At 77.3% G+C, this 15376-nt stretch carries 12 protein-coding genes; 4 read left to right on the top strand and 8 right to left on the bottom strand.

Annotation, left to right across the window (positions count from 1 at the left end; translation table 11 throughout):
- The coding region (locus tag VGB14_12230) for a glycosyltransferase (GenBank protein ID HEX9993686.1) at window positions 1–1665 on the bottom strand (1665 nt) is incomplete at its 3' end.
- Between the two features lie 110 nt (window positions 1666–1775).
- Between VGB14_12230 and VGB14_12225 the strand changes: the two genes are divergently transcribed.
- Window positions 1776–2144 (top strand): hypothetical protein, encoded by a 369-nt coding sequence (locus tag VGB14_12225; GenBank protein ID HEX9993685.1) that lies wholly within the window; start codon window positions 1776–1778, stop codon window positions 2142–2144.
- Between the two features lie 88 nt (window positions 2145–2232).
- Here the strand turns inward: VGB14_12225 and VGB14_12220 are convergent, their stop codons facing one another.
- Window positions 2233–4215 carry a SpoIID/LytB domain-containing protein gene (locus VGB14_12220; protein HEX9993684.1) on the bottom strand — a complete coding sequence of 661 codons (1983 nt, stop codon included), beginning with the start codon at window positions 4213–4215 and terminating at the stop codon, window positions 2233–2235.
- A gap of 47 nt (window positions 4216–4262) precedes the next feature.
- Complete coding sequence (gene gmd / locus VGB14_12215; protein ID HEX9993683.1) at window positions 4263–5243, bottom strand: GDP-mannose 4,6-dehydratase; 981 nt, start codon at window positions 5241–5243, stop codon at window positions 4263–4265.
- Window positions 5244–5294: 51 nt separating this feature from the next.
- On the opposite strand from gmd, the gene VGB14_12210 reads away from it, so the two are divergent.
- A complete protein-coding gene (locus tag VGB14_12210) occupies window positions 5295–5747 on the top strand; it encodes a helix-turn-helix transcriptional regulator (protein ID HEX9993682.1) in 453 nt (150 codons plus the stop codon).
- Here the strand turns inward: VGB14_12210 and VGB14_12205 are convergent.
- Together VGB14_12205 and VGB14_12200 are read right to left on the bottom strand one after the other, a co-directional pair.
- Window positions 5744–6994 carry an FkbM family methyltransferase gene (locus VGB14_12205; GenBank protein HEX9993681.1) on the bottom strand — a complete coding sequence of 417 codons (1251 nt, stop codon included), beginning with the start codon at window positions 6992–6994 and terminating at the stop codon, window positions 5744–5746. The two genes, VGB14_12210 and VGB14_12205, sit on opposite strands and share 4 nt — an antisense overlap.
- Window positions 6991–7899, bottom strand: coding sequence for a GDP-mannose 4,6-dehydratase (locus VGB14_12200; protein ID HEX9993680.1), 909 nt, complete (start codon window positions 7897–7899; stop codon window positions 6991–6993). Before VGB14_12200 ends, VGB14_12205 begins: the two co-directional genes overlap by 4 nt.
- Window positions 7900–7974: 75 nt before the next feature.
- On the opposite strand from VGB14_12200, the gene VGB14_12195 reads away from it, so the two are divergent.
- On the top strand, window positions 7975–9996 hold the full coding sequence (locus VGB14_12195) for a hypothetical protein (protein ID HEX9993679.1): 2022 nt from the start codon (window positions 7975–7977) through the stop codon (window positions 9994–9996).
- On the opposite strand, the gene VGB14_12190 is transcribed toward VGB14_12195, so the two are convergent.
- A complete protein-coding gene (locus VGB14_12190) occupies window positions 9957–12050 on the bottom strand; it encodes a hypothetical protein (protein HEX9993678.1) in 2094 nt (697 codons plus the stop codon). The genes VGB14_12195 and VGB14_12190 overlap by 40 nt on opposite strands.
- Before the next feature lie 221 nt (window positions 12051–12271).
- On the opposite strand from VGB14_12190, the gene VGB14_12185 reads away from it, so the two are divergent.
- Window positions 12272–13906 (top strand): hypothetical protein, encoded by a 1635-nt coding sequence (locus tag VGB14_12185; GenBank protein HEX9993677.1) that lies wholly within the window; start codon window positions 12272–12274, stop codon window positions 13904–13906.
- Here VGB14_12185 and VGB14_12180 read toward each other — a convergent pair.
- Both VGB14_12180 and VGB14_12175 read right to left on the bottom strand, forming a co-directional pair.
- A complete protein-coding gene (locus VGB14_12180) occupies window positions 13810–15060 on the bottom strand; it encodes a glycosyltransferase family 4 protein (GenBank protein ID HEX9993676.1) in 1251 nt (416 codons plus the stop codon). The genes VGB14_12185 and VGB14_12180 overlap by 97 nt on opposite strands.
- The coding region (locus tag VGB14_12175; protein ID HEX9993675.1) for a glycosyltransferase at window positions 15061–15376 on the bottom strand (316 nt) is incomplete at its 5' end.

Below are 15376 nucleotides of genomic sequence, written 5' to 3'. Positions count from 1 at the left end.
CACGAGCGCGGCGGCCAGCGCCAGCACGAGGCCGAGGACGACGGCGTGGACCTCGACCGGCCGCTCGGGCGCGGCGGGGTGGGCCGGGCCGCCGACCGGCCCCCACGGCGCCCAACCGGCGCCGGCGGCCAGCCGGGCGAGGAGCCACGGCGCCGCCGCGTAGGCGACGAGCCCCGGGAGGCGGGCCTCGGCCAGCGCGTTCCAGGGGACGGGGACGGCCGCGTAGACCACGAGCGAGACGAGCCGGGCCCGCAGCGAGCCGAGCGTGCGGGTCAGCCGCCAGGCGCCGACCAGGCCGAGCACGACGAGGCCGAGCACGACGAGCGTGCGCAGCAGGGCCATGTGGCCGACGACGAGCGCGCCGAGGAAGGCGAGCAGCCCGAACGCCGTGGGGGCCGGCGAGGCGGACCCGAGGCCGGCCCGGCGCCATCCGCTCGCCCACTCCGAGAGGAGGTCGCCGGGGCCGTCCCGGAAGGCGGCCAGGTCGCCGACGGCCGGCACGGCGCCGGTCAGCAGGTGGCGGCTGCCGGCGAGCAGGACGAGCACGACGGCGGCCCACACGACGACGGCCAGCCGGGCGTCGCCGCCCCGCAGCGAGGTGGCCAGGCCCCGGCCGGCGGTGGCCACCGCCCGGATGCGGTCCTCGCCGGCCGGGCCGAACTGGCCCCGCAGGAAGGCGCTCAGCCGGGCGCTGCCCCGGAACTGGAGGCGGCGCAGCTCCCCGTCGCTCACCTGCCGGACCTCCCGGAGGGCGGCCCGGCGCTCCCGGATCTCGCCGGCGCGGCGCAGGTTCCAGGTCCACGCGGCCAGCACGTCCCTGGCCTGGCCCGGGCGGCCGACGGCCAGCCCGTACAGCGCCTCGGCGAGGGTCAGCAGGACCGCCGTCGGCAGGGCGAGGAGCAGGGTGGGCAGGGAGGAGCAGACGAGGAAGCTGCGCAGGCGGTGGCGGGCCTGGAGGCGGCGGCGGTCGTCGACCGGGCGCCGCTCGGCCAGCGCCTCGGCGTGGCGGGCGACGGCCGCCGGCTGGACGACGACCCGGGCCCCGGCCAGGCCGGCCCGCCAGCACAGGTCGAGGTCCTCGCCGTGCAGGCCCATGCCCGGGTCGAACCCGCCGAGGGCGTGGAACAGGTCGGCCCGCACCAGCAGGCAGGCGCCCGAGACGGCCAGCACCTCGCGCACGGCGTCGTGCTGGGCCTGATCCAGCTCGCCCCGGTCCACGAGGGGCGCGGGCACGCCCAGGCGGTCGGCCGACAGCCCAACGCCGAGCAGCCGGTGGCGGTCGTGCCAGGACACGAGCTTCGGGCCGACGATGCCGGCGTTGGAGCGGAACGCCTCCTCGACGAGGTGGCGCACGGCGTGGCGGTCGAGGGCGACGTCGTCGTGGAGGAACAGCAGGAAGTCGGCGCCCTCGACCGTGCGGAGGGCCTCGTCGGCGGCCGCCGCGTACCCCGGGTTCGCGTTCAGGCGGCGGATGTAGGCGCCGGGCAGGCGCGGCGCGATGCGGGCGGCCAGCCCGTCGGCGCTGGCCGCGTCGACGACGAGGACGGACAGGTTCGGGTAGTCCTGCGCCGCCAGCCCGTCGAGCACGTCGTCGAACCAGGCCCCGGGGTTGCGGGCGACGAGGACCGCGACGACCGCGGGGGCGGTCTCGCCAGCGGATTCCACGATCGGGCCAGGGTAGCCGGGTGCCCCCGCCGGACCGGTGACACCGGTCGTCCGTCACACGCCGGCGGGACTGCTTGCAACTGTTAGCGTTTCGCCGTAGCGTTGCAAGCATGCCGCAGATCAACAGCGAACAGGTCGCCAAGGCGCTCCGCGACGCCTTCTACGTCTCGGTCGGGCTCGGTGTCCTGACCTTCCAGCGGGCCCAGGTGCGCCGCCAGGAGCTCCGCAAGCAGCTCACCGCGCAGATCGGCGACGTCCGCGAGCAGTTCACCCGGTTCACGGGCGTCGTGGACGAGCGGGTCAAGGTCGTCGAGGAGCGCCTCGACGCCGTCGAGGACGAGTTCGAGCGCCTCCTCGACACCGTCGAGGAGCGCCTCCCCGAGCAGGCCCGCGACGTGTTCCGCACCGCCCGCGAGACGGCCAAGGACGCCCGCGGCCAGCTGCGCGGCCTCGCCGGCCGCGGCCGCCCCGCCGCCTGAGCGACCGGCACCAGCTCTCCCCCGCGACTTCCCCCCCAGTCGCCGGGGACCGATCGAGGGGCCGCCGAGAGGCGGCCCCTCGTCGCGTCTAGAGGACCCTGGCGTCGCCGTAGGCGTAGACGGTGCCGCCCTCGTCGACCAGCCAGTAGCCCCGCCCGGTCGGCGTGGGCACGAGGTCGACCACCGGCACCGTGGAGTTGCCCGGCACCTCGCCGAGGTAGGGCGCGCCGCCGAAGGCGAACACGTCGCCGCCGGCCGCCAGCACCCAGTAGCCCGGCCCGGCCGGGCGCTGGGCGATCGCCGTCACCGGGAAGCTCGGGTTCGCCTCGCCGAGGCGGCGGGCGTTGCCGTAGGCCCGCACCCGGCCCTCGTCGTCGACGGTCCAGTAGCCGTTGCCGTCCTCGGTGGCGTCGATGTCGACCACCGGGTCATCGGCCGTGCCGCCCCGGCCGCCGTAGTCGGGCACCTGCACGGCCTGGACGGTCCCGTCCGTCCGCACCAGCCAGTACCCCGTGCCGTCCGGATGGGCGGTCAGGTCGACGAACGGCGCCACGCGCGGCCGCCCGTCGCCGTACTCGGGCGCCCCGCCGGCCGCGTCGACGGTGCCGTCCGCCCGCAGCACCCAGTAGCCGGGGCCGAGCGGCCGCTGGGCGATGCCCACGGCCTTGGCGTCGAGCGCCCGCTCGGTGGCGAACAGGCCGGCGTTCCCGGCCGCCTCGACCCCGCCGTCGGCGTCGAGCAGCCAGTAGCCCTGCCCGTCCTCGGTGGCGTCCATGGCGACGATCGGCGCCGCCCCCACCACCCGGAACCACTCGGACTTCAGCCCGAGCGAGGTGCGGAACGGGCAGCTGTTGTAGTTGGCGCAGGCCAGCGTGACCGTGCCGCCGGTGCCCCGCAGCTCGATCTCGCGGGCCCGGCCGCCCCACTCGCCGTCGCCGGTGCGCTGGGTGACGACGACGGCCTGGAGGTCGCCGACCGCCGGCCAGATGGCCTCGATGGTCGACGCCGGGATCGTCGCCGTCCACGTGTGGTACGGGTTCCACGACGTGGCGTCGCCCTCGTCGGGCACGGCCGGGAAGGCGTTGCCGTCGGCCGGGCGGTTGGTGAACCCGCCGCTCGAGGTCGAGAACTCGGTCCTCGCCACCGCCCCGCTCGCCGTGCGGCGGACGGCGCCGGCGGTCGCCGCCGTCGCGTCGGTGGTCCACGAGTACTCGTAGGTGGTCACCCCGCCCGTGCCGTAGCGGACGGCCACCCCGCCGTACACCTGGCACGACGTGCTGTCGCAGGTCCTCGCGTAGCTGTAGCGGTTCTCGCCGAGCGAGTACGACCGGGCGGCCACGGCCTGGGCCTTCAGCGCCTCCATCCCCCGGCCGCCGGCGATCGTCCCCCACGAGGGGATGGCCTCCCGGGGCACGACCCCCTGGACGTAGGACTCGATCGGCACCCGGTTCACGGTGCGGCTGGTGCCGTCCACGCTGACCAGGCGGAGGGCACCCCGGTACCAGCGCTGCTCGGTGCCCCGGCACAGGGTGAGGAGCCTGGTCAGGTCGGTGCTCGAGGTCGGCGGGGGCGAGGACGGCACGGCCTCGACGGCAGTGCCGCTCACCGCGGCCGGCTCGCTCCACGGCCCCGAGCAGCTCGCCGGGCCGGCGGGCGCCGTGCTCACCGCGAACGACGACGTGCCGGTCCGCTCGATCCTGGCCGCCTGGCCGGCGCCGAGCGCGGTGCCGGCGACCGTGAACGGCGAGTCGGACCGCACGACCAGCGCCTGGTCGTCGTTGGCCGTCAGCCGCACGGTCATGTCGTCGTTCGCCACCGTGCCGGCCGTCGTGCCGCCGTAGAAGTGGGCGACGATCTGCTGCCACGTCCAGCCGTGGTCGACGGCGTAGCCGAGGGCGCCGTACTGGCCCATGCCGTTGCCGTGGCCGAACCCGTGGCCCTCCAGGGTGACCGACTCGATGCCGGCGGCGGAGGCCCGCTCGCCCGACCGGGCGCCCGCCGGGGAGGCGCCGGGCGCCGCCAGCACGGCGGCGAGCGCCAGCAGCGCGGCGCGACGGAACGACGACGACATGGAACCGACCTCCCCCAGGCGAACCCGGTGAGCCTACTGGTGTCTCCCTAGGAGATCGGTCGGAGCTTCCCGGACAGGAGGGCCAGGTCGGCGTCGACCATGCCGGCGACCAGGTCGGGGAACGACGTCCGCGGCTGCCAGCCGAGCACCTTGCGGGCCTTGGTGGCGTCGCCGACCAGCAGGTCGACCTCGGCCGGGCGCATGAACCGCTCGTCCTGGACGACGTGGGCCTCCCAGTCGAGGTCCACGTGGCCGAAGGCCAGCTGGCAGAACTCCCGCACCGAGTGGGTCTCGCCGGTGGCGACCACGTAGTCGTCGGCCTCGTCCTGCTGGAGCATGAGCCACATGGCCTCGACGTAGTCGCCGGCGTAGCCCCAGTCCCGCTTGGCCTCGAGGTTGCCGAGCCGCAGCTCGGAGGCCAGGCCGAGCTTGATGCGGGCGACGGCGTGGCTGATCTTCCGGGTGACGAACTCCATCCCCCGCCGGCTGCCCTCGTGGTTGAACAGGATCCCGGACGAGGCGTGGAGGCCGTAGCTCTCCCGGTAGTTGACGGTGATCCAGTGGCCGTAGAGCTTGGCCACCCCGTACGGGCTGCGGGGGTAGAACGGCGTGGTCTCCCGCTGGGGGACCTCCTGCACCTTGCCGAACATCTCGCTCGAGCTGGCCTGGTAGAAGCGGATGCCGGGGTCGACGATCCGGATGGCGTCGAGCATGCGGGTGACGCCGAGCGCCGTCGTCTCGCCGGTCAGCACCGGCTGGGAGAACGAGGTCTGGACGAAGGACTGGGCGGCCAGGTTGTAGACCTCGCTCGGCCGGTGCTCCTGGAGCACGGCGATCAGCGAGGCCTCGTCCAGCAGGTCGGCCGACGCGAACTCCACCCGGTCCTGGAGGTGGGCGATCCGCTCGAAGTTCACGGTGCTGCTGCGGCGGACCATGCCCACCACCTCGTAGCCCTTGTCGAGCAGGAGCTCGGCCAGGTGGGAGCCGTCCTGGCCGGTGATCCCGGTGATGAGCGCGCGGGTCGGCATCGGGCCGTTCTACCGTGGCGCCGCTCCGTCGTCTGCCAAGTGGGTTGGCACGTGCACCGGGAACTGGGACGCCGCATCGCCGAGCTGCGGGGGAAGCTGGGGTGGACCCAGCAGGACCTCGCCGACCGCCTCGGGATCTCCCGCGTCGCCGTCTCCCACCTCGAGGCCGGGATGAGCCAGCCAGGCGAGCGCACGGTCACCCTGCTGGCCGGCGTGTTCGGGATGGAGCCGTGGGAGCTGGTGGCCGGCACCGGCTACCCGGCGGCCAAGGCCGAGCGCCTGCCCGTCGTCACCGCCCGCCACACCGAGGTCGACCTCCAGCTGGCCCTGTTCGAGCGGGACCTGGCCTGGCTCGACCGCACGGGCGGCGAGCACGACCGGCCGGTGCTGGAGGAGTGGCGCAGCCGGCTGGCCGCCCTGGTGGACGGGTGCGAGGACCGCCGGGAGCGGGCCGCCGCGACCGACGCCCTGGCCAGGGCCCGCCGCCGCCTCGACCGACCCTAACCCTCGACCTCGACCTCGACCTCGACCACCGCTCCGTAGGCGGGGTCGAGGTCGTCGAACCAGGCGATGCCGTCCTGGATCACGCTCACGGCGAGCCGCCAGTGGCCCGGCCGGTCGGGGGCGACCACGGGCAGGGCCACGTTGGCCTCGGCGCCGGGGCGGAGGGTGCCGAGGTCGACCCGGTCGCCCTCCACGAGGGCGCCGGCGGCGAACCACCGGCAGCCGAGGCGCACCGGGTAGGGCAGCACGTCGCTGCGCAGCCACGACCGGCCGGTGTTGCGCACCCACACCCGGATGGTCGTGCGATCCCCTGCCCTCAGGCGGAGGCGGTCGACCCCGGCCACCACCTCGGCGCGGGGCTCGGGCACGAAGCAGCCCTTGGCCGGCCGGCGGGGGTTGGCGGCGGCGACGGCCGCGGCCAGGCTCCTGGCCGCCGCCACCGGGCCTGGGAGGTCGAGGCGGCCGAGCCGGCGACCGCCGGCGAACGTGCACAGCAGGTCGATCACGCCGTGCTCGTGGAGCAGGGCGCGCAGGTGGGCCCAGGAGAGCAGGCGGGTGAGCCGGCCGCCGGGGCCGATGGCGAACCGGTGGGGGTAGACGGCGGCGAGCGCGTCCCACAGCGCGCCGGGCGGCTGGCGCTGGAACCGCTGGCTGACGATCGGGTTGAACTCGACGACCAGGTGGGGCCGGAAGCGCTCGATGGTCGCCCGGGCCCCGGCCAGCATCCGGGACTCGGCCCCCTCGACGTCGAGCTTGACGACGTCCAGGCGGTCGAGGCCCTGGTCGGCGACCCACCCGTCGAGCGTCCTGGCCGGCACCTCCTCGGCCAGCCCCTCGTCGACCACGTCCGACACGAACGACCCGCCGGCGTAGCTCGACGTGAAGTGGAGGGTGAGGGTGCCGTCCCGGTCGTAGAGGGCGAGGTGGTGGGCCGTGGCGTTGGTGGCCCCGTTGGCGGCGAGGTTGGCCCGGAGGTGGGCGACGTTCTCCCCCGCGGCCTCGAAGGCGTGGACCCGGCCGTTCGGGCACAGGTGGGCGAGCACGAGGGAGATGGCGCCGAGGTTGGCGCCCACGTCGAGGCACACCCAGTCGGGCTCGACCAGGTTGGCCAGCACGAGCATCACGTCGGGCTCGTAGCTGCCCCCGCCGGCCCGGATGGCCGCCATGATGCTGCGGTCGTCCTCGCTCCCCGTGACCGTGAAGGTCCGGCCGTCGAACGGCGTCCGCAGCTCGACGGTGGCGGTCATCCCGCTCGGAGGCGGCGCCGCCAGTCGTCGAGCAGGTCGGCCAGGGTCTGCTCGATCGGGATCGACGGCTCCCACCCGGTCGCCGCCCGCAGCCGGGCGTTGTCGCCCCGGAGCACGGGCACGTCGACCGGCCGCTCCAGGGCCGGGTCGGTCTTCAGCAGCATCGGCACCGAGGCCATGGCCACCAGGCGGTCGGCCAGGTCCTGCACGGCCACGTCCCGCCCGCTGCACACGTTGTAGGCCTCGCCCGGCTCGCCGTGGAGGACGAGCAGGCGGTAGGCCCTGACCACGTCGCGGACGTCGGTGAAGTCCCGCCGGGACGACAGGTTGCCGACCCGGACCTCGTCGGCCCCCTCGACCTCGTTGGCGGCCACCCGGGAGGCCAGGGCGGAGGCCACGAACTTGTCGGTCTGCCCCGGCCCGAGGTGGTTGAACGCCCTGGCCCGCACGGTGGGCAGCCCGTGGCCGAGGAAGGCCTGGAGGGCGAGGAAGTCGGCGGCCACCTTGCTCGCCGCGTACGGGCTGACCGGGCGGAGGGGCGACGCCTCGGTGAGGGGCAGGTCGGCCTCGGCCACCTTGCCGTAGACGTCGGCGCTGCTCACGGCCAGCACCCGGTCGACACCGGCCGCCACGCAGGCGAGCAGCACGTGCTGGGTGCCGACGGCGTTGGCGGTGAAGGTCTCGACCGGCGCCGACCACGAGCCGCCCACGTCGGCCCACCCGGCCAGGTGGTAGACGGCGTCGGGCCGCACGTCGGCGACGAGGTCCCGCACGGCGCCGGCGTCGAGGATGTCGCAGCCGCCGTCGGCCCGGTCCACCCCCACCACGTCGTCGCCCTCGGCCGCCAGGTGGGCGACGAGGTGGCGCCCGACGAACCCCCCGGCCCCGGTGACCAGCGCCCTCATCGGGCCGGGGGCGGGACGGTGGCCGGTCGACGCACGGCCGGCGAGCCTACCCACGGCTGCTACCGTCGCCCGCCCGTGCCGGACCGCGACCCCGAGGAGGGCGGCGCCCAGCCCCTGCCCAGGTGGTACGCGGCGCTGCTCCGGGCCGGCCTGGCGGCCCTGCTCGGCCTGACCCTGACCGGCCTGCCCCTGGCCATGCTCGGCTGGTACCGGCCCGTCGCCGCCGTCCCGCTGGCGGCGGCCGCCGCCGTCGGCCTGTGGCGCCTCTGGCCGGCGCCCGAGGCCGGCCCGGCGGGGCGGTCACCGCACCTGGCGGCCGCCGCCGTCGTCGCCCTCGCCGCCGTCACCGGCCTGGCCGGCGCCCGGTGGTCCGGGCAGTACCTGCTCGCCACCAGGGACCCCGGGGTGTACGCCCTGACCGGGATGTGGCTCGGCGAGGAGGGCGACCTGCGCATCCCGGGCGTCGAGGAGCCCTTCGCCGGCGAGCCCGGCGTGCAGGCCGCCGGGCAGGGCTTCCACGACAGCGGGCAGGGCTACCTCTACGCCCAGGGGTACCACCTGCTGCCCGTCGTCCTGGCCGCCGGCTCCTGGCTCGGCGGCACGGCGCTGCTGCTCAAGGTCAACGCCGCCATCGGGGCGGCCGTCCTGCTCGTCGTCTACGCATTCGCGTCCCGGCTCATGCGGCCCTGGCTGGCCGCTGCGGCCACCGCCGCCCTCGGCCTCGACCTGGCCCAGTCGGTGTTCACCCGCGACCCCTACAGCGAGCCCCTGTCCCAGCTGCTGCTGTTCGGCGGGCTCTGGGCGCTGTGGGAGGGCAGGGCCGACCGCTCCGTGCGCCTCGGCGCCGCCGGCGGGCTGCTCGTCGGGGCGACGGCGATGGTCAGGGTCGACGCCGCCTTCGTGCTCATCGGGGTGGCGGCCGCCCTGGCCGTCGACGTCGTGCTCGACCCCCGGTCGTCGCGCCGGTGGGCGGCGGCGGTGGCCGGGGCGGCCGCCGTCCCGACCGTGCTCGGCCTGGTCGACGGCCTGAACTTCAGCCGGGTCTACGTCGACTTCCTGTGGGACGACGTCCGCTCGCTCCTCCTCGCCCTGGCCGCGGTGGCGGCCGGCACCGCCGTCGCGCTGGCCCTGCGCCGGCCGGTCGCGGGCCCGGCCCGCCGCCTGCTCGGGGCCCGACGGGCGCTGGCCGTCGCCGCGGTCGTCGTGGTGGCCGCCGCCGGCGCCTGGGGCTGGTGGGTCCGGCCCGGCGCCGAGACGCCCCGGCGGGCCGAGGCCAGCCGCATCGACGCCCTCTACGAGTCCCTCCAGGCGAGGGACGGCGCCGAGGTCGACCCCCGCCGCACCTACGCCGAGGACTCCCTGCCGAGGCTGGCCCTCTACCTCGGCCCGGTGGCGCTGGCCGCCGGCCTGGCCGGCGCCGCCCTGGCCGTCGGGCGCCAGGTGCGGGACGGGGGCCGCCGGTGGCTGCCGTTCCTCGGGGTGCTGGCCACGTCGGCCGCCTACCTGTGGTCGCCCCGGATCGTGGCCGACCAGCCGTGGGCCATCCGCCGCTTCGTCGTCGTCGCCATCCCCGGGCTGCTGGTGCTGGCCATGTGGCTCGGCGACCGGGCCGCCGACCGGGGCCGGGCCGGCGGGGTGGCGGCGGCCGCCCTGGCCGCGGTCGCCGTCGGGTTCGCGGCGTGGACGTCCGCTCCCCTGCTGGACGTCCGCACCCAGGTGCCGCTGCTCGCCGCCGTCGACCACGTGTGCGACACGCTCCCGCCCCACGCCGCCGTCCTCCTCCTCGACGACGGCCCCCTCGCCGTCACCGCCCCCCAGACCCTCCGCTTCGCCTGCGACGTGCCGGTGGCCTGGACCACGGTGGCCGGCGGGCCGGCGCCGGTGGCCGCCCTGGTCGAGGCGGCGGCGGCCCAGGGGTTCGAGCCGGTGGTGCTGGCCGACACGCCCGCCCCGTTCGGCCCCGAGGACGGCGTGCCGGTCGTCGACCAGGGCTACGAGGTCGTGAAGCTGACGATCGAGGACCGCCCCTCCGAGGAGGAGGCGGCCCGCTTCTCCGTCTACCGGGTGGACGTGGCCGGGGCGACCGGGAACAGGTAGAGGTCGAGCGTGCCGTCCTCGTCCTTCACCACCCGGCGGTCGACCTCGACCCGGTCGGGCCGGCGGAGGGCGGTGTGCTCGAGGGCCTCGAGGCGGACCGACGCCACGAGCAGCCGCTCGCCCGGCGGGAGCGGGTCGAGCGGCGGGTCGGCGGACGCGAGCACGTAGAGGGAGCGGCCGCCGTCGGCCCACTCGGCGGCCAGCGCGGCGACGTCGTCGGCGTCCGCCGGGCCCCGGAAGGAGGCGACGGGCACGCCGCAGAACGTCCTGACGGTCTGGGGCATGGCCAGGGCCAGGAGGTCGCCCCTGGCCACGAGCACGGCGCCGTCCGGCCCGACCCGGTCGCACACCCGGTCGAGCGCGGCCAGGGCGCCGGCGTGGCTGGTCGCCGCGGGCACGGGCTCGACGGTGGCCGCCGACACCACCACCACGGCGACCACGCCGGCCACGGCGACGAGGCGGGGCGCCACCGACCACCAGCCCCTCGTGCGCCGCCACACCTCGCCGCCCAGCCAGGCGACCGCCACGTACAGGCCGGGCAGCGTGATCGGCAGGAAGCGGCGCATGGCCCAGATGTGGTCCGGGTTGATGCGGGGCCGGTACAGGTACAGCAGGGTCGTGGCCGACAGCACGGCGACGAAGGCGGCCGCCCCCCGGTAGCGGCGGCTGGTGGCCACGCCGACGACGAGCAGGCACCAGGCCACGCCGGCGGCGACGAGCACGGGCGGGCCGACGTACCAGCCCAGCCAGCGCATGGTCAGCACCGAGTACGGCCCCCGCTCCGCCACCTCCGGGAGCCGGGAGGTGAGGTGCACCCCGCTCGGGCGGACCGTGTAGGAGGCGAGCAGCCAGGCGGCGAGGGCGAAGCCGGCCAGCAGGGCGAGCGCCGCCCACACGGCCCGCGACGTGTCGGCCAGGCGGGGCAGGCGGCGGGCGGCGGCCAGGGCGGCCGGGGCGACGGCGGCGGCGAGCGCGCCGGCCACGGCGACGGCCAGCGCGGCCAGGGCGGCGGCGCCGTAGTCGTCGCCGAGCGAGCTGCTGTAGGCGGGGCTGAACCGGTCGACCTCGACGGCGGCGAGCGCCGCGGCCCCGGCCGCCGGAAGGGCGACGGCCGCGGCGAACAGCCGGCGGCGCCACCGGCGGCCGGCGGGGTCGGCGGCGGCGGCCACCGCCTCCAGCCCGCAGACGGCGGCGAGGGGGACGAGCGTGACGAAGGCGTCGACCCGGGCCAGGCAGGAGGCGCCGATCAGCAGGCCGGCGACGGCGCCGCCGAGCGGCGACGGGCGGCGCCGGGACAGCGCGTAGGCCCACAGCCCGCCGAACAGCAGGGCCATCGTGATCGGCTCGCTGAACGCGTCGCGGACGAAGTGGACGAACACCAGGTTGACCGCCACCGCGGCGACGGCGGCGAGCGCCCACGCCGGGCCGGTCAGGGTCGTCGCCGCGGCGTAGAGGGCGAGGAGGGCGAGGCCGCCGAGGACGGCGTTGGCGGCGAGCAGGCCGTCGTCGCCGGCCACCCAGTGCCCGGCCGCCATGGCCGCCGGGAACAGCGCGGGGAACTGGGCGTAGAGGTGGTCGCCGCTCTCGGAGGGCACGAACCCGGCCCCGGCGTAGCGCAGGCCGTCGCCGGTGGCGAACGCCCCCTCGCCGCCGGCCACCAGCAGGGTGCCCTCGTCGGCCAGCCACCGGGCGGCGACGACGTAGACGCCGGGGTCGCGGTCGACGAGCACGTGCTCGCCCCGGTTGGCGACGTTCCACACGGTCGTCGCCACCACCAGCACGACGACCCCGGCGGCCGGGAGCCAGACGGCCACCCCCCGCCCCGTCGCCCGGCGGACGACCCCGCCCCACCACAGGCCGACCACGAGCAGCCCACCCACCCCGGCGGTGACGAGGGCGACGGGCAGGGGCCGGAAGGCACCGGCCATGGCCAGGCCCACGCCGCCCACCGAGAACCCGCCGAGCAGCCCAAGCACGACCGCAACCGGCCACGCCAGCCAGGCCGGCAGCGAGCCGGCCGGGGGCGCGGCGCTCGGGGCGGCAGGCTCGGGCACGGCTCCACCGTAGGGAGGCGGCCGGGGCGGGATGCTGCACCGCCCGGCGGCGGCCAACGGCCGGAGCGGCCGGGGCTGCTGCACCGCCCGGCCCGAGCACCGTTCGACCGGAGCGACGGATGCGGCACCGGCCGGCCCGCGGGCGGCGCGACCGTCGGCCGCGGCCCGGACGCCGGGTGTTGCACCGCCCGGGGCGGGGGCGCCGTCCTACGCTGCGGCCCGTGCCCGACCGCCCGCCGCGCCGGCACTCGGCCGTCGTCTGGTGGGTGGTGGCCCTCCACACGGCGTTCGGCCTGGCCTACACCCTGCTGACCCCGCAGTACCGGGGCCCGGACGAGGCGAGGCACGTCGACATGGTCCGCCAGTACCGGGCCGAGCTGGGCTCGAAGGACCCGACCGAGGCCAGCCCGCTGCCGGCGGCGATCGGCCGCAGCTCGGGCATCGTCGCCCCCTTCGCCGTCCCCCGCCCGCCCCAGCGGGCCGAGGACGCGCCCGACCGGGGCGACCGGGTGCCCTTCGCCGACCTGGCCCCACCGGGCGAGCAGGCCGGCGCCAGCCGCAACCAGCTCACCTCGCACCCGCCGCTCGCCTACGTCGCCACCGGGGCGGCGTCGACGGTCGCCGGCGGCCTCGTCCCCGCCGACGTGTGGTCCTGGGACCGGGAGGTCGAGCTCTACCGGCTCCTCGACGTGCTCGTCGTCGCCCCCCTCCCCCTCCTGGCGTCGGCCGCCGCCCTGGCCGTCGGCCTCTCCCGGGCCGCCGGCGCCGTGGCGGCCTCGTTCACCCTGCTCGTCCCCATGTCGACGTGGATCGGGTCGGTCGTGACCAACGACGCGCTCGTCCCGGTGCTGGCCGGCGCGGCCGTCGTCGCCGCCCTTCGCCACGCGGCCGGCGACGGCGAGCGCCGGTGGGCCTGGTGGGCGGCCGCCGCGGCGGCCGGCGCCGCGCTGACCAAGGCGACCGGCGCCCTCCTGCTGCCGTGGACGGCGGTGGTCGTCGCCCTCGGCACCGCCCGGGTGTGGCGGGCGGGACGGCGGCGGGCCGCGGTCGTCACCGGCACCGTGGCCCTCGCCCTCCTGGCCGCGGGGTCGTCGTGGTACGTGACGAACCTGGTGCGCTTCGGCGACCCGCAGCCGAGCGACGTCCAGCCGGCGCCGGCCGCCGAGGGCTTCGAGGCGGACGTGGGCGACTTCCTCCCGCTGTGGGCCGACCGGGTCACGAGCACGTTCTGGGGCCAGCCGGCCCGGCGCACGGGCGTGACCCTCGCCTGGCCGGTGATCCACGGGCTGACCGCGCTCACCCTGGTCGCCGTCGGCGTGGCCCTCGCCTCCCGGCGGCGGGAGCGGTGGGTGGCCGCCGCCCTCGTCGCCCTCGTCGCCGTCCAGGTCGCCCTCCTCCACCGGAGCAACTGGAAGGCGCACGCCCGCTACGGCGGCGAGCACGCCCTCCAGGGCCGCTACCTGTACGCCCTGCTCGTGCCCCTGGCCACGCTGGCCGCCCTGGCCGCCTGGCGCCTGCTGCGGGACCGCCCCGCCTGGCTGTCCCGGCTGGCCGTGGCGCTGGCCGCCGCCGGCGCGGCCGTCCACGTCGCCCTCGGGCGGTCGATGCTCGACGGCTACTGGGCCGGTCCGTCCCGGCTGGCGGCCGTCGCCGCGTGGAGCCCGTTCCCCGTCGGGGTGACGGCCGCGCTGCTCGCCCTGCCCCTGGCCGTCGCCGCCGCGGCCGTCGCCGCCGCCGTGGTGGCCGTCCGGGCCGGGCGTCAGGCGCCGGTGGGCGCGGCCCAGGTCAGCCGCACCCCGCCCCTGGACACCGCCCTCGGCGAGCGGGTGGCGACGACCCGCAGCAGCCGCTCGTAGCGGTCGACCAGCCGGTCCCAGTCGCACTCCCGCTCGACGTAGGCCCGGCCGGCGGCGCCCAGCCGGGCGGCCAGGCCCGGGTCCTCCTGGAGCCAGTCGACGGCCGCCGAGAACTGGGCGTAGCCCTCGTAGGGCAGGGCCCCGCCGCTGCGCCGGGCGTGGCCGGCCAGCACCGCGCACCGCCCCTGCACCAGCGCCGCCGCGCCCTGGGCCCACGCCTCCACCAGCACCAGCGAGAAGCTCTCGAAGTACGAGGGCTGCACGAGGGCCAGCGCGCCCGCGACCGCGGCCCGCCGCTCGGCCTCGTCGACCCACCCGGTGAGGATCACGTCGGGGTGGGGCGGGAGGGGGCGCACCGGCTCCCCCACCAGCACGAGCTTGAGCGGGCCGGGCCTGGCTGCCTTGTGGGCGGCGAAGAAGCTGGTGAGCTCGTCGGTGCCCTTGGCGGGGTCGATGCGGCCGACGCAGACGAGGTAGGGCGCGTCGCCGAGCCCGTGGCGGGCCCGGAAGGCGGCCGGGTCGCCGACCGGCGGGTCCAGGTCGGTGCCGAGCCCGACGACGGCCGTGTGCCGCAGGCGGCCGAACCGCCCGCGCAGCAGCGCCTGCTCCTCGGGGGTCAGGCACACGAGGGCGTCGGCCCGGCGGACGAGCCGGTCGAACAGCGCCAGCCGCAGCGGCGGCTCGTCGTGGGCCGTCGGGTGGAGCACGGTCGGCGTGTGGGCGGCCGCCACCGGGAGCCCGTCGGCCGTCGTGCGGTACAGGTAGGTCCAGAACCCGGCGACGTCGAACCCGGCCGCCTCCCGGGCCAGCCACGGCCCCAGCCCGGGCAGGCTCGGCCCCTGGGCCCGCATCCACTCCCGCTGGAGCGGCAGGGCGGCCGGCGTGGGCCCGTAGGCGGCCCGGCGGTTGAGCTCCCCGAAGCGGCGGTCGTCGCGGGGCCGGTCCACGCCGAGGCGGTGGACGACGACGCCGTCGACCTCCTCGTCGCCGGCCGGGTAGTGGTCGGCCCAGTCGACGTAGGACCTCGCCCTCGACGTGAGCACGTGGACCTCGTGGCCCCGCGCCGTGAGGTGGGTGGCGGTCAGGCGGCAGGCCAGCTCGGCGCCGCCGGCCACCTCCCGCCCGTAGCGCTGCACGACGAACAGCAGCCGCACCTAGACCACCTCGGCCAGCGCCTCGAGCAGGGCGGCGCGGGGGTCGGCGGCGGCCACCTCGGCCAGCCGCTCGCGGCCGGCCCGCACGAGGGCCGCCGACACCTCCGGCCGCTCGGCCGTCATCGCCATGGCCTCGGCCAGCAGCGCCGGCCCGGCGTCGGGCGGCAGCAGGAGCGCGGCGCCGCCGGCCGTCTCCGGCACGGCCGCCACCGCCTTGGCCACGGCCGGCGTGTCGAGCGCCATGGCCTCGAGCAGCGGCACGCAGAACCCCTCGTGCTCGCTGGCGGTGACGAAGGCGTCGGCCCGGCGCAGGTGG

The organism is Acidimicrobiales bacterium, assembly GCA_036399815.1.
Lineage (GTDB): Bacteria > Actinomycetota > Acidimicrobiia > Acidimicrobiales > DASWMK01 > DASWMK01.
Note: the sequence above shows the minus strand (reverse complement) of the source record. Positions and strands in the feature narration are given on the sequence as shown.

Coding starts and splice junctions, on each gene's coding strand:
- VGB14_12225 (HEX9993685.1), top strand. CDS start 1,776: ATGCCGCAGATCAACAGCGAACAGGTCGCCAAGGCGCTCCGCGACGCC.
- VGB14_12205 (HEX9993681.1), bottom strand. CDS start 6,994: ATGACCGCCACCGTCGAGCTGCGGACGCCGTTCGACGGCCGGACCTTC.
- gmd (HEX9993683.1), bottom strand. CDS start 5,243: ATGCCGACCCGCGCGCTCATCACCGGGATCACCGGCCAGGACGGCTCC.
- VGB14_12220 (HEX9993684.1), bottom strand. CDS start 4,215: ATGTCGTCGTCGTTCCGTCGCGCCGCGCTGCTGGCGCTCGCCGCCGTG.
- VGB14_12200 (HEX9993680.1), bottom strand. CDS start 7,899: ATGAGGGCGCTGGTCACCGGGGCCGGGGGGTTCGTCGGGCGCCACCTC.